The following is a 20582-nucleotide window of genomic DNA, read 5'->3' on the forward strand; positions in this document are numbered from 1 at the left end:
GGAGTCACCGGAGGGGAAGCCGGTGCCTTGCACACGGGTAAGGGTCGGGTGATGGTCATGAGTTCCGGCGAACGCCCCCTGCAGGAAGTCGCCTTCCTGACCGTGGCCGAAGTGGCCGCGGTCATGAGGGTCTCCAAGATGACGGTGTACCGGCTGGTGCACAGCGGAGAGCTCCCGGCCATCCGGGTCGGGCGCTCCTTCCGTGTCCCCGAGCAGGCGGTCCACGCGTATCTGAAGGAGTCCTACGTGCGTCTCGAAAGCGCGTAGGCCGGACACGGACAGGGCAGGATTACGGCTTACCCGGAGCGGAAGGTAGGCTGGGCCCTCCGTCAGTCGTATGGACTCCCGTCTCCCATGGACGGGGTCCGAGTGAGCGAGGGTTGTTCCGTGGGCTCTGTCATCAAGAAGCGTCGCAAGCGTATGGCCAAGAAGAAGCACCGCAAGCTTCTGAAGCGGACTCGCGTGCAGCGTCGCAACAAGAAGTAACCCGCGGCCGGACTACTTCCCGCTCACGCGGGGGGCCAGCCGCTACACCGATGGCCGCCTCGCGCGCACCAGGTGTCCGCACTGCCCGCCCGGGCCCCGCCCGGGCGGGCAGTGACGTGTCCGGGCCCGGTGCGTGCGGACGGCGTGGCGCCCGTGCAGCCCCGGAACGTCCGCACGGTACGGTGCACGCAGGGCGAAACCGAGGAGGCGCAGCAGCGTGGGCAGAACCGTGCTCGTCACCGGTGTGGCCCGGCACCTCGGAGCCCGCTTCGCGGCCGCGATCGCCCGCTCCGAAGGCGTCGACCGGGTGGTCGGGCTGGACGTCCGGCCACCGGGCGAGGACCTCCCGGAGGGCGTCGAGTTCGTCCGCGTCGACCTGCGCCGTCCCGCCGTCGCCCGGGTCGTCGCCGACCACGGCGTCGACACCGTCGTGCACCTCAACGTCTCCGCGATGGGCCCCGGCGGCCGGCCCGCCGTCAAGGAGACCAACGTCATCGGCACCATGCAGTTGCTCGGTGCCTGCCAGAAGGCCCCCGGCGTGCGCCGCCTCGTGGTGAAGTCGACCACCGGCGTGTACGGCTCGGCCCCGCGCGACCCGGCCGTCTTCGGCGAGCGGATGCAGCCCAAGGGGCTGCCCGCGGGCGGCTTCGCCCGCGACGCCGCCGAGGTCGAGGGCTACGTGCGCGGCTTCGCCCGCCGCCGCCCCGACGTCGCCGTGACCGTGCTGCGCTTCGCCAACATCGTCGGCCCGGCGGGCGACACCCCGCTCTGCGCGTACTTCTCCCTGCCGGTGCTGCCCACCGTGCTCGGCCGCGACCCCCGGCTGCAGTTCGTCCACGAGGACGACGCCGTCGAGGTGCTCCGCCTCGCCGCCCTCGACCCGCGCCCCGGCACCGCCAACACCGGCACCTTCAACGTCGCCGGGGACGGCGTGCTGCTGCTCTCGCAGTGCGCCCGCCGGCTCGGCCGGCCCACCGTGCCGCTGCTGCGGACGGCCCTCGGCGTGGTCGCCGGGCTGGCCCGGCAGACCAGGGCCGCGGACATCTCGCCCGAACTGATCCAGCTGCTCACCCACGGGCGGGTGGTCGACACCGCCCAGCTCCGCGAGACCTTCGGCCACACGCCGCGCTGGACCACGGCGGAGGCCTTCGCCGACTTCGCGGCGGCCCGCGGGAGCGGGCTGCTGCCGCCCGAGCGGCTCGCCGCCGCCACCGACCGCCTGGCCGCCCTGCTCGGCCGCGGGGACACCCGAACCACCGAGGAGCCGATGCCGCGATGACCGCAGCCCGCAGGACCGAACCGGCCGAGGCCAAGGTCATCCCGATCGAGTCCGCACCCAGCTGGCACCCCGGCGAGGCCCCCGGAGGGATCGCCGACCGCATCGCGGACGCCGTGGGAGGGGCCCTGGCGGGCCGGCTCGGCGCGACCGCCACCAAGGTGCTCGGCAAGGGCTGGGAGGACCGTGCGGCGAGCGGCCTGGGCTTCCTGCGGCGCCGGATCACCGGCGACTACGAGATCGACGAGTTCGGCTTCGACCGGGAGCTCACCGAGGAGGTGTTCCTCTCGCTGCTGCGGCCGCTCGCCGAGAAGTACTTCCGGGTGGAGGTGCGCGGCGCGGAGAACATCCCCGCCGAGGGCGGCGTGCTGATCGTCGCCAACCACTCCGGCACCGTGCCGCTCGACGCGCTGATGACCCAGGTCGCCATCCACGACCACCATCCGCAGAAACGGCACCTGCGGATGCTCGCCGCCGACCTGGTCTTCGTGCTGCCGGTCGTCAACGAGCTGGCCCGCAAGGCGGGTCACACCCTGGCGTGCAACGAGGACGCCCAGGCGCTCCTGGAGCGCGGCGAGGTGGTCGGCGTCTGGCCGGAGGGCTTCAAGGGCATCGGCAAGCCGTTCTCCGAGCGCTACAAGCTGCAGCGCTTCGGCCGCGGCGGCTTCGTCTCGTCCGCCCTGCGGGCCGGTGTGCCGATCGTGCCGTGCTCGATCGTCGGCGCCGAGGAGACGTACCCGATGATCGGCAACGTCCGCTCGCTGGCCCGGCTGCTGGGGCTGCCGTACGTGCCGGTCACGCCGACCTTCCCGTGGCTGGGGCCGCTCGGGGCGATCCCGCTGCCCACGAAGTGGACGATCCAGTTCGGCGAGCCGATCCCGACGGACGGCTACCCGCGGGAGGCCGCGGACGACCCGATGCTGGTCTTCAACCTCGCCGACCAGGTGCGCGAGACCATCCAGCACACGCTGTACACGCTGCTCGTGCAGCGGCGGTCGGTCTTCTTCTGACACCGGGCGCCGGTACCCGGGCGGGCCCGGGTACCGGCGCCCGGTGTGCGGGCCCGCCCACGGCAGGTCCGCCGGCAGCCCGGAGGCAGGTCCGGCTGCGACGCCGCGGCGGCCGTGGAAGCTCGGGGGATTCCCACGGCCGCCGCAGCGGCGGGCCGGACTCAGCCGAGGGTGAGGCCCGGCAGCAGACCGGGGATCAGCGGCGGGATGGTGATGCCGGGGCCCTCCGGTGCAGGGGTGGACGATCCGGTCGGGGCCGGTGAGGCGCCCGCGCCGGTGGTCGCGCCCGGGGCCGGTGAGGCGCTCGCGGCGCCACCGGTGAGGCCGCTGGTCAGTCCGTCGACCAGCCCGCCGACGCCCTGCGGGGCGCCGCCCGGTGCCGCCCCGCCGGGGGCGGTGCCGTTGCCGTGCGTCGTCGGCGCTCCCGCGCCGCCCCGGCCGGAGCCCGAGCCGTCGGACGAACCACCGCCCTGGCCGTTCCCCGTGCCGTCCTGGCCGCCGGTGCCCGGCGGGTCGAGCCGCAGCGGCGCGACGTCCTCGCTTATGTCGCTGAACAGCTCGTCGACCTTGTCGGCCTGCGCGCCGAGCTGGCCGGGCAGCCGGTCGTGCAGGCTGGCCCAGCGGTCGTCCTCGCCGTCGGCGAAGGAGGCGAGCTGCCGCATCGGGGCGAGCGAGCCGTTGCTGCGGTAGACCGAGCGCAGCAGGTCGCGGCCGCGGACGGCCTCGGCGTGCATCTCGTCCAGCGCCCGCCTGACCTGCTCGACCGTGCCCGGGCTGAGGGCCTCCGGCGAACCGGACCGCTGGAGCAGGCTCTGCGCCTCGTCGAGGCGGGTCGAAGCCTGCTGGAGCAGCAGCGCGCCACGCTCGGAGTCGGAGCCCGCCCAGTCGAGCCGCAGGCCCTCCAGGCCGCGCTTCATGCCGTACAGCGCGTCGCCCGGCAGCGCGTTGCCGCTGGCGGTCGCCGCCCCGGCGAAGCTGCCCACCGCGACGCCGGCGACCAGGCCGCCGATCGCCAGCCGTCGGCCCCACCGTCCGCGGGTCGCGCGGACGGCGTGGTGGCGCCGCTGTCGCGGCACCGCCGCGCCGCCGCCGCCCGCGTAGGCCTGCTCGAACGCGGCCATGAGCTGGGCGCGTTGGACGGCCTTGGCGTCCGCCGCGAACTCCGGCTCGGGCAGTTCGGTGAGCAGGGCCGCCGTGGCGAGCAGGTCCGCCATGGCGGCGGAACCGGCTCGATGGGCGCCGCCGGTCCCGGGTCCGTCGGGGCCGCCCTCCGGGCCGTCGTCCGTCCGGTGGGCCTCCAATGCCTCGGCGAAGGCTTTCGCCCGGCGGTGTTCCAGCACGTTTGCCGTCACGGGCCGCACCTCCCTTCGTCGTTGTCGACACCGTGGCCAGCCGGATGGTTGTCTCGGCGGGCCGAAACCACACCATCGGGTGACGCGTTCCGATCCTGCTTGACCGCGGGCCCGTTGGTGGTTTCCGCGTTGGCCAACGAGCGGCGCAGGGAGTCGGTTACGCACGGCTGATCATGTGACCGCGTATTCACCCACCCGTGTCCGCGCACGGGGGCCGGTGACGGGCCGTCGACTATGGGCGTGCCTGCCACCGCTCTCACCGGGCGTCCGCGGGCAGCAGGCGGGCCAGGGTGCGTACCGCGCGGTACTGGAGCGTCTTGATGGCGCCCTCGTTCTTGCCCATGATCCGGGCCGTCTCGGCGACCGAGAGGCCCTGCAGGAAACGGAGGTTGACGCACTCCTGCTGCTGCGGGTTGAGCCGCCGCACCGCGTCGCGCAGCGACGCGTTGGCGAGCGACTCCAGCACCGACTCCTCGGGGCTGCGCTCGCACTCGTTGGAGTCCAGCATCTCGCCGGTGGTGACCTCCAGCCGGAACCGGCTGGACTTGAAGTGGTCGGCGACGAGGTTGCGCGCGATCGTCACCAGCCAGGCGCCGAAGTCGCGGCCCTGCCAGGTGAAGGTGCCGATCCGGCGCAGGGCGCGCAGGAAGGTCTCGCTGGTGAGGTCCTCGGCGGTGGCCCGGCTGCCGACCCGGTAGTAGATGTACCGGTACACGGTGTCCGCGTACTGGTCGTAGAGCCCGCCGAAGGCCTCGCTCTCGCCCGCCTGGGCGCGCTCGACCAGTTCCATCACGGGGTTGTGCTCGCCCTCGGCGCCGGTGCCGCGGTCCGTCCTGGCGCGGCTGCGGGCGGGTGAGCCGAGGGTGCGGCCCCGGGTGCCGGTGGCGGAGGCCGGGGTCGTGGTGGACCGCAGGAGGCGGCCCTGGCCGGCGGCGCGCGCGGGCGGTACGGCCCGGGCGGCGGGCGGCCCGGCGAACACGGCCCCGGCCAGGGCCGGCTGCGGGCCGGTCAGGTGGAACTCGCGGATGGCGGCCCACAGCCGGTCCAGCCGGGCGCCGGAGCGCAGGGCGGCGGTCGACGGGCGGGAGGTGGCTGGCGCGTCGTTCCGGACGGGTGGGTACACGGGACTCCCAGAGGCAGAACTGTGGACGGGTCACCTCCGCCTGTGCGGAGTGCACGCCCCCTGTCCCCCCGGGACGGGGGACACGCAGGTGCCGTGCATCCGGGAAAGAATAACGCTTTGTGCAATGACGGCTACGCCCTGTGGCGGAACTGGTCGTTTGGGATCCGGTTGGCGCGTATATTCAGCCGGTACTGATCGTTGACGGCCGGTACGGACTGGCTCCGGGTGATCGAACGACAACCTGCTGTGACCGATTCGGGTGGGCGCCGGGCGGTTTCCCTGCCTCGGGGCCCGGTAACCCACAACTTTCCCGAGTTGTCGAACGATCGGTTCCGGTCATCGGCGAAGCGCTCCCGACCGGCCCGGTTACCTCGTACGTGTGAGGGGTCGTCACGTACCGGACAGGCGCTCGGGTGGTCCCGCGTGACGCCGCCGCCGCGACCCGGGGCGGCGGACGTCGGCGCAGGTCGCGGCAGGTGCCGCGGCGGCCGCGGGGCGCACCGGCCGGGCCCGGGTGCGGCCCCGCGCCGGGGCCGCCGGACGGTGCGGCCCCGCGCCGGGGCCGCCGGACGGTGCGGCGGCCGTCGGGTGCGGTGCGGGGCCCTCCTCAGGCGGTGCGGCGGCGGCGGTGGATCGCCAGCCCCGCCGCCGTCGCCCCGGCGGCGACACCGAGGCCGGCCGCGGCCGGCAGGCCGATCCGTGCGGCCTTGCGGCCCGTCCGGAAGTCGCGGACCCGCCAGCCGTGGGTGCGCGCGTGCCGGCGCAGCGAGGTGTCCGGGTTCACCACGTACGGGTGGCCGACCAGGCTGAGCATCGGGATGTCGTTGGCGGAGTCGCTGAACGCGGCGCACCGGCCGAGGTCGAGCTGCTCGCGGCGGGCCAGCGCCTGCACCGCCGCGGCCTTCGCCGGGCCGTGCAGCAGCCCGCCGACCAGCCGCCCGGTGTACTCGCCGTCCGCGGTCTCGGCGACGGTGGCGAGCGCGCCGGTCATCCCGAGCCGCCGGGCGATGATCCGGGCGATCTCCTGCGGCGCGGCGGTGACGAGCCACACCCGCTGGCCGGCGTCCAGGTGCATCTGCACGAGGGCGCGGGTGCCCGGCCAGACCTTGTCGGCGATGACCTCCTCGAAGATCTCCTCGCAGATCTGCTCCAGCTCCGCCGTCCGCTTGCCCGCGACCAGGCCGAGGGCGGTGTCCTGCGCGTCGGCGATGTGCGCCGGGTCCTCCGAGCCGTGCAGCCGGAACCACGCCTGCTGCCAGACGAACCGGGCGACGTCGCGACGGGTGAAGAAGCGGCGGCGGTAGAGGCCGACCCCCAGGTAGAACATCGCCGCGCCGCGCAGGATCGTGTTGTCGCAGTCGAAGAACGCGGCGGCCTGCGGGTCGTCCGGGGTGGGCGTGTGGTCCTCGGCGGGAGCCTTCGGGGGGCGCCCGGCCCTCTCGGACCGCCCGCCCTTCTCCGGGGCCTCCGCCGCGTCCGCCCCTGCGTCCGCCGTCGCGTCCGCCGCCCGGACGAGCAGATCGGCCTCCGCCGCGTCGGCGGCGGCCTCGCCCGCCAGGGCGCTCCGCTCGTCGGGGGAACGCCTTGCCAGGTGAAGCCTTCTCAGCGCGGCCATGGACCCGAGCATAGCCAGCATCGGAGGGCGGTCCCGTGACCGCGGCGTGCAGGCGCCGTTAACGGACCGCGTCCACGGCGTGACCCGGACGACGGCGCACAATGGCACGGTGAGCCTGCTGCGACGCGACAAGAACAAGAAGCCCGCCGACCGGGTGGTCACCCTGATCGGCAAGCCCGGCTGCCACCTGTGCGACGACGCCCGGGCCGTCCTGCTCCGGGTCACCGGGGAGCTCGGGGCCGCCTTCGAGGAGAAGGACATCACCCAGGACGAGGCGCTGTACCGCGAGTACGCCGAGCAGATCCCGGTGACCCTCGTCGACGGCCGCCAGCACGACTTCTGGCGGGTGGACGAGCGGCGGCTGCGCGCCGCGCTCGGCGCCTGACCCCCGGCCGTCCCGCCCGGCCGCACGCCTCCGTCCGGAGGGGTGCGGCCGAATCGTTGCCGAGACGATAGAGATCACCTTGGGATCCGGTGAATTCGTCGGCTTACGATCGAGCCTGTTTCTTGTCCGCCCGGGGGCCCGCAGGCGAAGGAGGGCGCGATGGACGGCTACGCCGTCGTCGACGTCGAGGCCACCGGCCGCAGCCCGTGGCGGCACCGGGTCGTGGAGGTGGCCGTGGTGCTGCTGGACGACGGCCTGCGCACCGAGGAGACGTTCGCCACGCTCGTCGACCCGGTCGGGCCGGTCGGCCCCACCCACGTGCACCGGATCAGCCAGGACGACGTGGTCGGCGCACCGCGGTTCCGCGAGGTCGCGCCGCACCTGCTCGACCTGCTGGCCGGGCGCGTCGTGGTCGGGCACCACGTCTCCTGCGACCACGCCTTCCTCGAACGCGAGTTCGCCCGGATAGGCGTGCCGCTGCCGGCGGTGCCGCTGCTCTGCACCATGCGCCTGGCCCGCACCCGCCTGCCGGCGGCCACCGGCTGGGGGCTCGCGGCGTGCGTCGCCGCGGCCGGCCTCGGCCGGTACGCGGCGCACACCGCCCTCGGTGACGCCCGGGCCACCGCCGACCTGCTCCGCCACTACGGCCGCTCCGGCGGCCTCCCGCCCGCCGACCGCGGTGCGCCGTCGCCCGCCGGGACGCCCGTGGCGTGGCCGCGGCTGGCACGGGCCCGCTCGCTGGGCGAGGGCGGCGCGGTGCCGCTGCTGCCCCGCGGAACCGTGCCGGGGCCGCGGCCGGGCGGCGCTCCGCTGCCCGGCGGCCTGCCGGCGGCGGCGGGCGGTGAGTGATGCGCATCACTGTGGAGGGACAAATCGGACACCATCTTTGTGCACACGTTCACAAACGCATAGCCTGGCTGCCTAAGCCCAGCTTCACCCTCGGGAGCACCGTGGCAATCGGCCGATCCACCCAGAGCAGTTCGCAGGCGCCCGACGGCGGCGCCGCGCGCCGACCCTCGCGCGCCCGGGGCATCCCGGAAGCGACGGTCGCCCGCCTCCCCCTCTACCTGCGGGCCCTGACCGCGCTCTCCGAGCGCTCGGTCCCCACGGTCTCCTCCGAGGAGCTCGCCGCCGCGGCCGGCGTGAACTCCGCCAAGCTCCGCAAGGACTTCTCCTACCTCGGCTCCTACGGCACCCGCGGCGTCGGCTACGACGTCGAGTACCTGGTCTACCAGATCAGCCGTGAGCTGGGCCTCACCCAGGACTGGCCGGTCGTCATCGTCGGCATCGGCAACCTCGGTCACGCCCTCGCCAACTACGGCGGCTTCGCCTCCCGCGGCTTCCGGGTCGCCGCCCTGCTCGACGCCGACCCGAGCGTCGTCGGCTCCACCGCGGCCGGCCTGCCCGTGCGGCACATGGACGAGCTGGAGCAGATCGTCGAGAGCCAGCAGGTCTCCATCGGCGTCATCACCACCCCGCCCGGCGCCGCCCAGCAGGTCTGCGACCGCCTCGTCGACGCCGGCGTCACCAGCATCCTCAACTTCGCCCCCACCGTGCTGACCGTCCCGGACGGCGTGGACGTGCGCAAGGTCGACCTCTCCATAGAGCTCCAGATCCTCGCCTTCCACGAGCAGCGCAAGGCCGGCGAGGAGTCCGATTCCACCGACTCCGTGCTCGACCGGGCCCCCGGCCCCGTCCGCGCCGCCGCCGCCAAGCTGCGCCGCGCCGCCGCGGGCACCGCCAAGGCCGAGCCGGCCGCCCGCGGCGCCGCGGCCAAGAAGGCCGCGGCACCCCCGGCCAAGCCCGGCGGCGGCGAGGGCGACGTGCAGGCGGTGATGCCGGCATGAGCCTGCTCGTCGTCGGACTGAGCCACCGCACCGCCCCGGTCGGCGTGCTCGAACGCGCCGCCCTCACCGGCGAGGTCCCCACCCGCCTGCTGCACGACGCCGCGGCCACCGCCACGGTCGCCGAGGCCGCCCTGGTCAACACCTGCAACCGGATCGAGCTCTACGCGGACGTGGACAAGTTCCACGCCGGCGTCGCCGAGCTCTCCCTGCTGCTCGCCCACCACAGCGGCGTCGACCTGGAGGAGCTCACCTCCCACCTCTACGTCCACTACGAGGACCGCGCCGTCCACCACCTCTTCTCGGTGGCCTGCGGCCTCGACTCCATGGTCGTCGGCGAGGGCCAGATCCTCGGCCAGCTCCGCGACGCGCTCGCCCGCGCCCAGGACGAGCACACCGCCGGCCGCGGCCTCAACGAGCTCTTCCAGCAGGCCCTGCGGGTCGGCAAGCGCGCCCACAGCGAGACCGGCATCGACCGGGCCGGGCAGTCGCTCGTCACCTTCGGCCTGGAGCAGGTCGCCGCCCGCACCGGGGACGTCGCCGGCCGGCGCGTCCTCGTGGTCGGCGCCGGCTCGATGAGCTCCCTGGCCGCCGCCACCCTCGTCCGCGCCGGCGTCTCCGACCTGCTGATCGCCAACCGCACCCCCGAGCGCGCCGAGCGCCTCGTCGCCAACCTCGGCGGCACCGGCCGCACCCTCGACTTCGCCAAGGTGCCGCAGGCCCTCGCCGACGTCGACCTCGTCGTCTCCTGCACCGGCGCCGCCGGCGTCGTCATCACCGCCGAGGACGCCGCCGCCGCGGTCGCCGCCCGCACCGCCGACGGCCCGCTGGCCTTCCTCGACCTGGCGATGCCCCGTGACGTCCACCACGACGTGCACGAACTCCCCGGCGCCCTGCTCGTCGACATCGAGAGCCTCTCCCACGCGCACGCCGCCACCCCCGGCACCGGCGACGTCGACGCCGTCACCGGCATCGTCGCCGACGAGGTCGCCGCCTTCGGCGCGGCCCAGCGCGCCGCCAGGATCGCCCCCACCGTGGTCGCGCTCCGCTCGATGGCCTCCGACGTGGTCAGCAGCGAGCTCACCCGCCTGGAGGCCCGGCTCCCCGACCTCGACGAGCGCGCCCGCGCGGAGATCGGCCAGACCGTCCGCCGCGTCGTCGACAAGCTCCTGCACGCCCCCACCGTGCGGGTGAAGCAGCTCGCCGCAGAGCCCGGCGGCGCCTCGTACGCCGACGCGCTGCGGGAACTCTTCGACCTGGACCCGGCGGCCGTGCACGCCGTCTCCGGCACCCCGGCAGCGTCGCCGGGCGCCGGCCCCTCCGCCCTCGGCGGTGCGGCCGGATGAACCCCGTCAATCCCCACCGGCACGACCTGGACGAGCACCTCATGAATGGTCAACTCAGCAGCCCCCCGGGCGCACCCGAGCAGCCGCTGCGCCTCGGCACCCGGCGCAGCGCCCTCGCCATGGCGCAGTCCGGCATGGTCGCGCGCGAGGTCACCCGGGTCACCGGCCGCCCCGTCGAGCTGGTCGAGATCACCACGTACGGCGACACCTCCCGTGAGGCGCTCGCGCAGATCGGCGGCACCGGCGTCTTCGTCTCCGCCCTGCGCGACGCACTCCTCGAAGGCCGTATCGACCTCGCCGTGCACTCGCTCAAGGACCTGCCCACCGCCGCCCCCACCGGTCTGCGGCTCGCGGCGGTCCCCGAGCGCGAGGACGTCCGCGACGCCCTCGTCGCCCGCGACGGCCTCGCCCTGCAGGAACTCGTCGAGAAGCTCGCGGGCGCCGGCCGCCCCGTCCGGATCGGCACCGGCTCGCCGCGCCGCACGGCCCAGCTCAACGCCTGGGCCGCGGCCCACGGCGCCGCCCTGGAGACCGTGCCGATACGCGGCAACGTCGACACCCGTGTCGGCTACGTCGCCCAGGGCGAGCTCGACGCCGTGGTGCTCGCCGCCGCCGGCCTCAACCGGCTCGGCCGCCGCGGCGACATCACCGAACACCTCGACCCCGCGCTGATGCTCCCGGCCCCCGGCCAGGGCGCACTCGCCGTCGAGTGCGTCGACCCCGGCCTCGCCGCACGGCTGGCCGCGCTCGACCACACCCCCACCCGTGCCGCGGTCGTCGCCGAACGCGCGCTGCTGGCCGCCCTGGAAGCCGGCTGCTCGGCGCCCGTCGGGGCGCTCGCCGTGTGGCACGGCACCGAACTGCTGCTGGAGGGCGTGGTCGGCACCGTCGACGGCGCCACCCTGCTGAGAATGACCGCCACCGGTCCGTTCGTCCTGGACGAGTCGGCCGAGGAGCAGGCGGCGGCCCTCGGCCGCGCGCTCGCTGCCCGGCTGCTCGAACAGGGAGCGGCCGGCCTGATGGGGGAGCGAAGCCGATGAGCCCCACCGCTGCGAGCCAGTCCACCCCCCAGGCCCCCGCCGGCCGCTGCACCTTCCTCGGTGCGGGCCCGGGCGACCCCGGTCTCCTCACCCTGCGCGCGGTCGACGTGCTGGCCTCGGCCGACATCCTGATCGCCGACCCGCTCACCGCCGTCGCCGTCCGCGCGCACTGCCCGGCCGGCGTCCAGGTGCACAGCCCCGCGGAGGAGGCCGGCCTCGACGTCGCCCGGCTGGTCGCGGACGCCGTCCGCGCCGGCAAGCACGTGGTGCGCACCGTCGACGGCGACCCCGGCCTCGACGGCTGTGCCGCCGAGGAGATGCTCTGCTGTGCGGGCGCCGCGATCCCCTTCGAGGTGATCCCCGGCGTCGCCCAGTCCGTCGGCGTGCCGGCCTACGCCGGTGTGCCGCTGCGCGGCAGCCAGGGCGCCGACGTGCGCTTCGTCGACGCCGCCGCGCTCGTCTCCGGCAACGGGGTCGACCTCGGCGCACCGGAGACCACCCTGGTCGTCCGCACCACGCTCGGCCAGCTGCCGGCCACCGCCGCGGCGCTGGTCGCCAACGGCCGCAAGCCCGAGTCGCCGCTCTCCGCGACCCTCTCGGGCACCACGACGCGCCAGCGCACCTTCACCGCCACGCTGGCCTCGATCGCCGCGGACCTGAAGGCGGCCCGGGTGCTGCCGTCCCCGGTGTCGGCCCCGGTCGACCCGGCCACCTCGGTGATAGCCGTGGTGGGCGAGCAGGTCGCCCACCGGGCCTCGCACTCGTGGTTCGAGACCAAGCCGCTCTTCGGCTGGAACGTCCTCGTCCCCCGCACCAAGGAGCAGGCGCACGGCCTGTCCGAGCAGCTGCGCGGCTACGGCGCCGTGCCGCAGGAGGTGCCCACCATCGCGGTGGAGCCGCCGCGGACCCCGCAGCAGATGGAGCGCGCCATCAAGGGCCTGGTCACGGGCCGCTACGAGTGGATCGCCTTCACCTCGGTCAACGCCGTGAAGGCCGTCCGCGAGAAGTTCGAGGAGTACGGCCTCGACGCCCGCGCCTTCGCCGGCATCAAGGTCGCCGCCGTCGGTGAGACCACCGCCCAGGCGCTGGTCGACTTCGGCGTCAAGCCCGACCTGGTGCCGTCCGGCGAGCAGTCCGCCGCCGGCCTCCTGGAGGACTGGCCGCCCTACGACCCGGTCTTCGACCCGATCGACCGGGTGCTGCTGCCGCGTGCCGACATCGCCACCGAGACGCTCGTCGCCGGCCTGGTGGAGCTCGGCTGGGAGGTCGACGACGTGACCGCGTACCGCACGGTGCGCGCCTCGCCGCCGCCGGCCGAGACCCGCGAGGCGATCAAGGGCGGCGGGTTCGACGCGGTGCTGTTCACCTCGTCCTCGACCGTGCGGAACCTCGTCGGCATCGCCGGCAAGCCGCACAACGTCACCGTCATCGCCTGCATCGGTCCGGCGACCGCCAAGACCGCGGAGGAGCACGGGCTGCGGGTCGACGTGATGGCGCCCGCGCCGTCCGCCGGGGCGCTCGCCCAGGCCCTCGCCGAGTTCGGCGCCAGGCGCCGGGACGCGGCGGTCGTCGCCGGGGAACCGGTCTACCGGCCGAGCGAGCGCCGACCCGGGTCGCGCCGCAAGGCCGCCCGCTAGTACCCCCCGCCGCCGGGGAGGCTCCGAGCCTCCCCGGCGGTCTCGTATCGTCCGGAGAGAGAAGCAGAGTTGTCCGCCGAATTCCCGACCGTACGCCCGCGCCGCCTGCGCTCGACCCCGGCGATGCGCCGCCTGGTCGCCGAGACCCGCCTGCACCCGGCCGAGCTGATCCTCCCGGCCTTCGTCCGCGAGGGCATCACCGAGCCGAGGCCGATCAGCTCGATGCCCGGCGTCGTCCAGCACACCCGTGACACCCTGCGCCGGGCCGCGGCCGAGGCCGCCGGGGCCGGGCTGGGCGGCATCATGCTGTTCGGCGTGCCCGAGGTGCAGGACGCCGTCGGCAGCGAGGGCACCAACCCGGAGGGCATCCTCCAGCAGGGCATCCGCGACGTCGTCTCCGAGGTCGGCGACGCCCTGGTCGTCATGTCCGACCTGTGCCTCGACGAGTACACCGACCACGGCCACTGCGGCGTCCTCGCGGCGGACGGCTCGGTCGACAACGACGCCACGCTGGAGCGCTACGCCGAGATGGCCGTCGTGCAGGCCGACGCGGGCGTCCACCTGGTCGGCCCGTCCGGCATGATGGACGGCCAGATCGGCGTGATCCGCAGCGCACTGGACGCCGCCGGGCACCAGGACACCGGCATCCTCGCCTACACCGCCAAGTACGCCTCGGCGTTCTTCGGCCCGTTCCGCGAGGCCGTCGGCTCCTCGCTCAAGGGCGACCGCAAGTCGTACCAGCAGGACCCGGCCAACGCCCGCGAGTCGCTGCGCGAGCTGGAGCAGGACATCGCCGAGGGCGCCGACCTCGTCATGGTCAAGCCCGCCATGGCGTACCTCGACATCCTGCGGCAGATCGCCGACGCCTCCCCGGTGCCGGTCTCGGCCTACCAGGTGTCCGGCGAGTACGCGATGGTCGAGGCCGCCGCCGCCAACGGCTGGGTGGACCGCGAGCGGATGATCCTGGAGACGCTCACCTCGATCCGCCGGGCCGGCGCCGAGCAGATCCTCACCTACTGGGCCGTCGAGGCGGCCCGCATGCTGCGGTAGGACGCCCCTCCACGTGCGGGAGGCCGGGCCACGGGGATCACCCGGGCCCGGCCTCCGCTGCGTGCGGGCCGCCTCAGCCGACGTGGATCTCGCCCTCGGCGCCGCCGCCGACGGCGGTGCTGGTGGCCCAGCCCCACTTCTGGCCGAGGACGGAGATGTGGTCGGTCTCCGCCCAGCCGTGCTCCTCGCCCGCGACGAACGGGTCGTCGGCGGTGGCGATCAGGTGGGCGCCGCCGCCCGCGTCCACGTGCGCGTGGGCGGGGGCCGCGACGCCGGCGATGGCCAGGGCGGTCGCGGTGGTCACCAGGGCCTTGCCCAGCGTGCTCTTCATGGTGGAGGGGTCCTCTCTTCGACGGTGATGCGGACTCAGTGTGATCACAACAACCCGTTCGGGCCCGGCAGTACGCGCCGCCGTGACACTCCGTCACCCGAACGCGCCGCGCCCGGCCCGCTGTGCGGTACGGGCCGGACGGGCGGCTCGGGGGAGGACCGTGCGGCAGGGCAGCCGGGCCCGGCCGGGGAACGGCAACCGCCGGGCCAGGAGGAGAAGTTCCCCCGGACCCGGCGGCAGAGCGGACCGGCAGGATCAGCCGATCAGGTGGGACACGCCGCCGTCGCCGCTGCCCACGGTGTTCTGGCCGACGACGCAGGTCTGCGCCGGCTGGTTGTTGAGCACCGGGACCTCGATCGGCACGGCGAGGCCGACGACGGCGCCGACGGCGATGTTGTGCACCTCGGGGAGGCACAGGTTCGGGTTGTCCAGGGTGTGGTAGTTCGGGCTGTGGTCGCCCGTGGTGCCGGTGGCGTTGGTGCCGCCGTTGCCCTGGATGGAGGTGGCGGCACCGTCGGCGTCGCCGATGGCCATCGCGGGGGAGGCGACCATGGCGACACCGGCGGCGGCGACGCCGGCGGCGGCGAGAGCCTTCTTGATCATTTCAGCGTTCCTTCTTCGGATCTTCTTGATGGGGAGGAGCCTCGGCCGGCGGGTGGATCCCGCCGGCCGTGCTGTGCCGCCCGGGCCGGGGGAGCGGCCCGCGCGGGGGGATGCAGGACGGGGCGTGGGCCCCGGAGGGTGGAGCGGGGAGCGTGCGTCAGCCGATGAGGTGGGACACGCCGCCGTCGCCGCTGCCGAGGGTGCCCTCGCCGACCACGCAGGTCTGCTTGGGCTGGTTGTTCAGTGCGTCGACCTCGACCGGAACCGCGACACCGAGCACCGCCACGCCGATGTTGTGGATCTCGGGGAGGCAGACGTTCGGGTTGTCGGCGAAGTGGAAGTTGGGGCTGTGGTTGCCCCAGGTCCCGGTCGCGTTCGTGCCGCCGTTGCCCTGGATGGAGCCGGCGGAGCCGTCCGCGTTGCCGATCGCGCCGGCCGGTGCGGCGGCGGAGGCGAGGGCGGCGGCCGCCAGGCCGAGGCCCGCGAAGGTCTTCTTCAGCATGGGAGATACCTCTCTGAAAAGCTCGGGTGCGCCGGCTCGGCGGCCGTGCCCGGTATTCGGTGGATTCCGGTCGCGTCGCGTCGAGCTGCGACATCGGGTTCAAAGAATGACGGGCCGGAAAGTTACGCAGATTCTTCGCAGGCGTCTGATTGATCATCAACTCGGCGGTATTCCAGTCCGATTATTAACCCGAACCGGTCAATGCCCGCAATCCTCCCGGTGCTCGGTCGTTGCGCAGATTGCTTTTCCGCACAGCTCCCGACGGCGCACCCGTCCGACGGCCTGCGGCGGATCGCACCCGGTAGAACGCTCTCGGACAGAACGGTGAATTGCATGAAGCTCTCCAAGCGGGCCGCCGGCGCCCTGCTGCTCGCGGTCGGGGCCGGCGTCCTCGCCGGCCAGGGCGCGGCCGAGGCCCGCCCGATGACCCCGGGCGAGGTGGCGGCGCTGGAGGACGGCCTGGCCGGCCAGGAGGTGCCGTTCAACGTGCCGCTGCCGCTGCTCACCCAGACCGGCACGCTCTCCGGCGGCCTCCCGGCCTCGCCGCTGCAGCCGCCGGTGCCCGAGGAGAACCCCGGCTCCCAGCTCATCCCCTCGCGCATCGTGCCCGCGCTCAACGCCGGCCGGGTCGGCCCCGCCGTCGACGCCGTCGTGCCGTTGCCCGCCGCCGACTCCAGCACCGAGCTCGGCCAGGCCGTCCTCGCCGTACCCGCCGCGCCGATCCGGACGTCCGGCCCGGCCCTGGAACTCGGCCAGCCCGTCCGCTACGCCACCGACCACAGCGGGGAGTTCGCCGACGGCGCGCTGTCCTTCGGCGAGCTCGACCCGCAGTTGGTGACCGCCCCGGTGCAGGCCGTGCCGGGCGCCAAGGCCTCGCTCGGCGGCGACGACCAGAAGGTCTCCGTCACCGACACCGTCGGCAACCTCACGGCCGCCGCCACCGGCGCGCTGAGCGAGGACGTGCTGGCCCAGCCGGCCGTCTGACACCGGCGGGCGGCCTTCCGGGCCCGGCCCGGACGGCAGCGGAGCCCGGCCCCGAGGGGCCGGGCTCCGCCGTGTACGGGGCCGGTGCGCGCCGCACCGGAGGGTGGCTCAGCCGGGCAGCAGGCCGAGCACCGGGCCGACCGCGGGCAGGCTCGCCGGGCCGCCGCCGGCGCTCAGCGGGCCGGTCAGCGTGGACGTCGTGACCGGCGCCATGCCGTTGTCGGGTTCGACGGCGACGCCGTTGTCGAGCACGTCCGCGGAGGACTGCGCCCACGGGTCGAGCCGCAGGTCCTTCACCGGGGCCACCGCGTAGCCCAGTGCGCCGGTGGTGCCGCCGACCAGCTGCGAGGTGTCGGTGGACTGCAACTGTGCGGTGGGGCGCGGCAGTCCGGCGGGAGCGGTCTGCGAGGAGCCGGCGGCGGCGGCCGGTCCGGCCGCGGCGCCCACGACGGCGGCTGCGCCGAGGGCGGCCAGCACGCCGGCACCGGTGGTCTTAAGCACCATGGGGCTGAACCCTTCGTGTCGGTGGGGGTGTCCGGCGGTCCGGCGGTGGCCGGCGCCGGGCTCGCGCCCGCCGGGCGGGCCGACGCGAGCGGCCCCCCGGCCTGGGGCCGGGGGGCAGGACGCGCGAGTCGTGCCGATCGGGGGGATCAGCAGTCCTCCTCGTCGACCTCCGGCGTGTCCGTCGGCACGGTGGCCGGCGCGTCCACGTTGGCGCAGGAGTTGCCGAACGCCGGGTTCAGCAGGCCGACCACGTTGACGGAGTTGCCGCAGACGTTGACCGGCACGTGCACGGGGACCTGGATCAGGTTGCCGGAGAGCACGCCCGGCGAGCCGGCCGCGACGCCCTCGGCCTGGGAGCCGGCGGCGGCGACGCCGGCACCGCCGAGGACGATGCCGGCCGCGGCGGTGAGAACGGCGGCCTTCTTCACGTTCTGCATGGGGTCGATCTCCTAATCACACGCGGGGAGGGTGCGCCGCGCCCGGCCGGGAAGGCCGGGCGCGGCACGGACACTGCCGTCAGCGAGGGCTTGTTCAGCCGACGTTGGCGCAGGAGTTGCCGAACGCGGGGTTCAGCAGGCCGATGACGTTGACGGTGTTGCCGCACAGGTTGACCGGCACGTGCACGGGCACCTGGATCAGGTTGCCGGAGAGCACGCCGGGCGAGCCGGCGGCGACGCCCTCGGCCTCGGAGCTGGCGGCGGCGACGCCGGCGCCGGAGGCGACCAGGCCGGCGGCGGCGATGGTGAGGACAGCAGCCTTCTTGAACGTGCGCATGGGATTGTTCCTTCGGTTCGTGGCCGGTATTGCGGTGATCCGACAATTCCGGGTGCCGGGCGAATCGACATCATCGCCCGGCCTTTCCTTGATGCTCCGTGATTGTCACTCACGCGGACCAACTGGCGCGTGTCGCCCGTGGCTTGGGCGGGCGCGTGGACCGCGTTCGTTCGTGCGCCCCGCCACCATTCCCCGCACGGCCGGGAATTGGTCACACCGCGGCGCTTCCGGAGGGCGCTGTGGAGGCTCCTCCGGGAGTCGTGGGGCCGGCCGGGGCCGGCGCGGGCCACCGCTCGGGCGGCCCTGGTTCAGATGTTGGCGCAGGAGTTGCCGAACGCCGGGTTCAGGGCGCCGATGATGTCGACGGTGTTGCCGCAGACGTTGACCGGCACGTGCACGGGCACCTGGATCAGGTTGCCGGAGAGCACGCCCGGCGAGCCGGCCGCGACGCCCTCGGCCGACGCGCCGGTGGCGGACGCGGCGGCGGCGCCGCCGAGCAGCAGGGCGGCGACGGCCGCGGTGCCGAACGCGCCCTGGGCGATCTTGCGCATGGTGCAGTCTCTTTCTGTTCGCGATTCCCGTGTGCGCGCGCCGCGCGGCCGGTGACGGCCGGCGGGCCCGCACGGAACGGGTGGGCCGGTCCGGTCCGGTGGGCCGGGCCTGACCGGTGGAGCCGGTACGCAGGGAAGAACGAGGCGGGCGGCCGGGGGAAACGGGCTGATCCCACGATCACCCGAATGCCTTCACTACTGCTTACGGGTGAACATGACGGCCCGTTCGGTACCGCACCGTGCAGGTCTCGTTGGGCCCGGTGCACGCCGCGTGCGCTTCCGCGCCGAGCCAGTGCGGTTCGTGGAAGACCTGAACAACGAGGAGTTTCATATGAGCGTCAAGAAGGTCGCTGCCGTCGGCGCCGCCGTCGTGGGCATCGTTGCCGCCGGTGCGGGCACCGCCATGGCGAGCGCCGGTGCCGAGGGCGTCGCGGCCGGTTCCCCGGGTGTCGCCTCGGGCAACAACATCCAGGTTCCGGTGCACGTCCCCGTCAACCTGTGCGGCAACTCGATCGACGTGATCGGCCTGCTGAACCCGGCGTTCGGCAACTCCTGCGCGAACGTCGGCTGACCGGGCCCCGAGCCTGACGGGCCGTCCGCCGGTCCGTGCCGCACCATCCGGGCCGCCGCCCTCCGTTCCCCTCCCGGGGCGCAGGGCGGCGGCCCGCTGCGTGCCCGCTGTGTGCCGGGTGCGCGCCGGGCGCGTGCGGCGCGGGCCGCGGCGCTCCGCCGACTGTCAACCGACGGTTGACACGTAAGAGGTGTCAACCTATGGTTGACACATGGCGAATCCAGTCAAGATGACGCATCCCGTCCGGCTCGACGACCTGATCGAAGCCATCAAGAAGGTCCACACGGACGCCCTCGACCAGCTGTCCGACGCGGTCATCGCCGCCGACCACCTCGGTGACGTGGCCGACCACCTCATCGGCCACTTCGTCGACCAGGCCCGGCGCTCCGGCGCCTCCTGGACGGACATCGGCCGCAGCATGGGCGTCACCCGGCAGGCGGCCCAGAAGCGCTTCGTGCCGAAGGACCCCGGCGAGCCGACCGACCTCGACCCCGCGCAGGGCTTCGGCCGGTTCACCGACCGGGCCCGCAACGTCGTGATGGCCTCCCAGAACGAGGCCGTCGCCGCAGGCAACGCCGAGATCACCCCCGAGCACCTGGCCCTCGGCCTGCTCGTCGAGCCGGACGGCCTCGCGGTGCAGGCCCTCCTCGCGCAGGGCGTCACGGTCGAGGCCTTCCGTGCGGGGCTCGCCGCGGCGCTGCCGCCGGCCGCCGCCGACCCGCCGGCGCTCGTCCCGTACGACGCCCGCGGGCGCAAGGCGCTGGAGCTCACGTTCCGTCAGGCGCTGAGGCTGGGGCACAACTACGTCGGCACCGAGCACATCCTGCTGTCGCTGCTCGAACTGGAGAGCGGCAGCGGCCCGCTCGCCGCGCTGGGCGTCGACCGTGCCGCGGTCGAGTCGTTCGTCGTGGAGACGCTGGCGGTCCTCACGGGATCCCGCCGGCAGGAAGTGCAGGACGCGCAGGAACCGCAGGACTGACCGGCGGGCGCACGGGTGCCCGCACGCGTCAGGGGTTCCGCGGCACTCGGCGCGGAACCCCTGACGCATGTGCCGGGCCTGCGGCCGGACCGGGCGGAACCCGCGGGCGGCCTACGGCCAGACCAGGCAGTACAGCTGGTGGCCGGCGTCGTGGAGCCGGTTGGCGAAGTCCTGCCACTCGTGGAGCATCTGGTAGATCACGAAGGCGTCGCGCGGCCCGCGCCGGTCCGGAACGGTCGACCAGATGAAGGCGGCGGCGCCGAGCTGGGTCTCGTCGGCCTTGCGCAGCGGCTCGACGACGTTGTGCGGGAGCTGCACGACGGCGTAGTCCGGGTGCAGGACGACGAGCTCCAGCGGGGGCACCTGGTGCAGCGGCACGCCCTGGATGCCGGTGAGGACCATGGCGCTCATGGTCTCCGGCTTGATCTTGGTGGAGAGGTGGCCGTTGAGGGAGCCGCTGGTCTCCATCAGGTCGCCGAGCCGCCCGAGGGCGCCGAGCTCGCCGGCGTCCAGGCCGAGCCCGCCGGGCCCGAGGGCGGTGGGCACTCTGGCCGCGGTGGCCCGGTCGGGAGCGCCGAAGTACTTGTAGGTGACTCCCACGCGCCCCTCTCCCCGCTTT

General features: G+C 74.5%; 25 protein-coding genes. 14 read left to right on the forward strand and 11 right to left on the reverse strand.

Annotation, left to right across the window (positions count from 1 at the left end):
- Nucleotides 1–57: 57 nt before the first annotated feature.
- From SNE206_RS12460 to SNE206_RS12475, 4 genes are all read left to right on the forward strand, one after another.
- Nucleotides 58–267 carry a helix-turn-helix domain-containing protein gene (locus SNE206_RS12460; RefSeq protein WP_405012763.1) on the forward strand — a complete coding sequence of 70 codons (210 nt, stop codon included), beginning with the start codon at nucleotides 58–60 and terminating at the stop codon, nucleotides 265–267.
- A 120-nt stretch (nucleotides 268–387) separates the two neighbouring features.
- Nucleotides 388–486: a 30S ribosomal protein bS22 gene (locus tag SNE206_RS12465; protein ID WP_003948845.1), complete on the forward strand. Its 99-nt coding sequence runs from the start codon at nucleotides 388–390 to the stop codon at nucleotides 484–486.
- Between the two features lie 217 nt (nucleotides 487–703).
- Nucleotides 704–1765 (forward strand): NAD-dependent epimerase/dehydratase family protein, encoded by a 1062-nt coding sequence (locus SNE206_RS12470; RefSeq protein WP_407913364.1) that lies wholly within the window; start codon nucleotides 704–706, stop codon nucleotides 1763–1765.
- Nucleotides 1762–2772, forward strand: coding sequence for a lysophospholipid acyltransferase family protein (locus SNE206_RS12475; protein ID WP_407913365.1), 1011 nt, complete (start codon nucleotides 1762–1764; stop codon nucleotides 2770–2772). Before SNE206_RS12470 ends, SNE206_RS12475 begins: the two co-directional genes overlap by 4 nt.
- Before the next feature lie 161 nt (nucleotides 2773–2933).
- Here the strand turns inward: SNE206_RS12475 and SNE206_RS12480 are convergent, their stop codons facing one another.
- From SNE206_RS12480 to SNE206_RS12490, 3 genes are all read right to left on the reverse strand, one after another.
- Complete coding sequence (locus SNE206_RS12480; RefSeq protein WP_407913366.1) at nucleotides 2934–4124, reverse strand: DUF5667 domain-containing protein; 1191 nt, start codon at nucleotides 4122–4124, stop codon at nucleotides 2934–2936.
- Between the two features lie 256 nt (nucleotides 4125–4380).
- Nucleotides 4381–5247, reverse strand: coding sequence for an ECF subfamily RNA polymerase sigma factor, BldN family (locus SNE206_RS12485; RefSeq protein ID WP_407913367.1), 867 nt, complete (start codon nucleotides 5245–5247; stop codon nucleotides 4381–4383).
- Nucleotides 5248–5854: 607 nt separating this feature from the next.
- Entirely contained in the window at nucleotides 5855–6862 is a 1008-nt protein-coding gene (locus SNE206_RS12490; RefSeq protein ID WP_407913368.1) for an HAD family hydrolase, read from the reverse strand.
- A 109-nt stretch (nucleotides 6863–6971) separates the two neighbouring features.
- On the opposite strand from SNE206_RS12490, the gene SNE206_RS12495 reads away from it, so the two are divergent.
- The 7 genes from SNE206_RS12495 (at nucleotide 6972) to hemB (ending at nucleotide 14164) form a co-directional block, all read left to right on the forward strand.
- Nucleotides 6972–7247 (forward strand): glutaredoxin family protein, encoded by a 276-nt coding sequence (locus SNE206_RS12495; RefSeq protein WP_405012768.1) that lies wholly within the window; start codon nucleotides 6972–6974, stop codon nucleotides 7245–7247.
- A 159-nt stretch (nucleotides 7248–7406) separates the two neighbouring features.
- Nucleotides 7407–8096 (forward strand): exonuclease domain-containing protein, encoded by a 690-nt coding sequence (locus tag SNE206_RS12500; protein WP_407913369.1) that lies wholly within the window; start codon nucleotides 7407–7409, stop codon nucleotides 8094–8096.
- Between the two features lie 107 nt (nucleotides 8097–8203).
- The gene (locus SNE206_RS12505) at nucleotides 8204–9094 is read left to right on the forward strand and encodes a redox-sensing transcriptional repressor Rex (protein ID WP_407913450.1); all 891 of its coding nucleotides are present in this window, start codon (nucleotides 8204–8206) and stop codon (nucleotides 9092–9094) included.
- Nucleotides 9091–10437, forward strand: coding sequence for a glutamyl-tRNA reductase (locus SNE206_RS12510; protein WP_407913370.1), 1347 nt, complete (start codon nucleotides 9091–9093; stop codon nucleotides 10435–10437). Before SNE206_RS12505 ends, SNE206_RS12510 begins: the two co-directional genes overlap by 4 nt.
- 41 nt (nucleotides 10438–10478) lie before the next feature.
- Nucleotides 10479–11477, forward strand: a complete 999-nt coding sequence (hemC, locus tag SNE206_RS12515) for a hydroxymethylbilane synthase (RefSeq protein ID WP_407913451.1) — start codon at nucleotides 10479–10481, stop codon at nucleotides 11475–11477.
- The gene (locus tag SNE206_RS12520) at nucleotides 11474–13114 is read left to right on the forward strand and encodes a uroporphyrinogen-III synthase (RefSeq protein WP_407913371.1); all 1641 of its coding nucleotides are present in this window, start codon (nucleotides 11474–11476) and stop codon (nucleotides 13112–13114) included. The genes hemC and SNE206_RS12520 overlap by 4 nt, the downstream gene beginning before the upstream one ends.
- A gap of 69 nt (nucleotides 13115–13183) precedes the next feature.
- On the forward strand, nucleotides 13184–14164 hold the full coding sequence (hemB, locus tag SNE206_RS12525; protein WP_407913372.1) for a porphobilinogen synthase: 981 nt from the start codon (nucleotides 13184–13186) through the stop codon (nucleotides 14162–14164).
- Nucleotides 14165–14237: 73 nt separating this feature from the next.
- Here hemB and SNE206_RS12530 read toward each other — a convergent pair whose 3' ends face one another.
- The 3 genes from SNE206_RS12530 to SNE206_RS12540 form a co-directional block, all read right to left on the reverse strand.
- Nucleotides 14238–14495, reverse strand: coding sequence for a hypothetical protein (locus SNE206_RS12530; RefSeq protein WP_407913373.1), 258 nt, complete (start codon nucleotides 14493–14495; stop codon nucleotides 14238–14240).
- A gap of 255 nt (nucleotides 14496–14750) precedes the next feature.
- A complete protein-coding gene (locus tag SNE206_RS12535) occupies nucleotides 14751–15098 on the reverse strand; it encodes a rodlet layer protein (protein WP_405012774.1) in 348 nt (115 codons plus the stop codon).
- 157 nt (nucleotides 15099–15255) lie between these two features.
- Entirely contained in the window at nucleotides 15256–15600 is a 345-nt protein-coding gene (locus SNE206_RS12540) for a rodlet layer protein (protein ID WP_407913374.1), read from the reverse strand.
- A 333-nt stretch (nucleotides 15601–15933) separates the two neighbouring features.
- On the opposite strand from SNE206_RS12540, the gene SNE206_RS12545 reads away from it, so the two are divergent.
- The gene (locus tag SNE206_RS12545) at nucleotides 15934–16584 is read left to right on the forward strand and encodes a hypothetical protein (RefSeq protein WP_407913375.1); all 651 of its coding nucleotides are present in this window, start codon (nucleotides 15934–15936) and stop codon (nucleotides 16582–16584) included.
- A 108-nt stretch (nucleotides 16585–16692) separates the two neighbouring features.
- Here SNE206_RS12545 and SNE206_RS12550 read toward each other — a convergent pair whose 3' ends face one another.
- The 4 genes from SNE206_RS12550 to SNE206_RS12565 form a co-directional block, all read right to left on the reverse strand.
- Complete coding sequence (locus tag SNE206_RS12550; RefSeq protein WP_407913376.1) at nucleotides 16693–17088, reverse strand: hypothetical protein; 396 nt, start codon at nucleotides 17086–17088, stop codon at nucleotides 16693–16695.
- A 146-nt stretch (nucleotides 17089–17234) separates the two neighbouring features.
- Entirely contained in the window at nucleotides 17235–17525 is a 291-nt protein-coding gene (locus SNE206_RS12555; RefSeq protein WP_407913377.1) for a chaplin, read from the reverse strand.
- Nucleotides 17526–17619: 94 nt separating this feature from the next.
- Nucleotides 17620–17862, reverse strand: coding sequence for a chaplin (locus SNE206_RS12560; RefSeq protein ID WP_407913378.1), 243 nt, complete (start codon nucleotides 17860–17862; stop codon nucleotides 17620–17622).
- Between the two features lie 308 nt (nucleotides 17863–18170).
- Complete coding sequence (locus SNE206_RS12565; protein WP_407913379.1) at nucleotides 18171–18413, reverse strand: chaplin; 243 nt, start codon at nucleotides 18411–18413, stop codon at nucleotides 18171–18173.
- A 331-nt stretch (nucleotides 18414–18744) separates the two neighbouring features.
- Here SNE206_RS12565 and SNE206_RS12570 point away from each other — a divergent pair, with 331 nt between their 5' ends.
- Both SNE206_RS12570 and SNE206_RS12575 read left to right on the forward strand, forming a co-directional pair.
- Nucleotides 18745–18984, forward strand: a complete 240-nt coding sequence (locus SNE206_RS12570) for a chaplin (protein WP_407913452.1) — start codon at nucleotides 18745–18747, stop codon at nucleotides 18982–18984.
- Between the two features lie 211 nt (nucleotides 18985–19195).
- Complete coding sequence (locus tag SNE206_RS12575) at nucleotides 19196–19963, forward strand: Clp protease N-terminal domain-containing protein (protein ID WP_407913380.1); 768 nt, start codon at nucleotides 19196–19198, stop codon at nucleotides 19961–19963.
- A 111-nt stretch (nucleotides 19964–20074) separates the two neighbouring features.
- On the opposite strand, the gene SNE206_RS12580 is transcribed toward SNE206_RS12575, so the two are convergent.
- Nucleotides 20075–20563: a hypothetical protein gene (locus SNE206_RS12580; protein WP_030267869.1), complete on the reverse strand. Its 489-nt coding sequence runs from the start codon at nucleotides 20561–20563 to the stop codon at nucleotides 20075–20077.
- Nucleotides 20564–20582: the final 19 nt, after the last annotated feature.

The organism is Kitasatospora sp. NE20-6 (assembly GCF_045862635.1).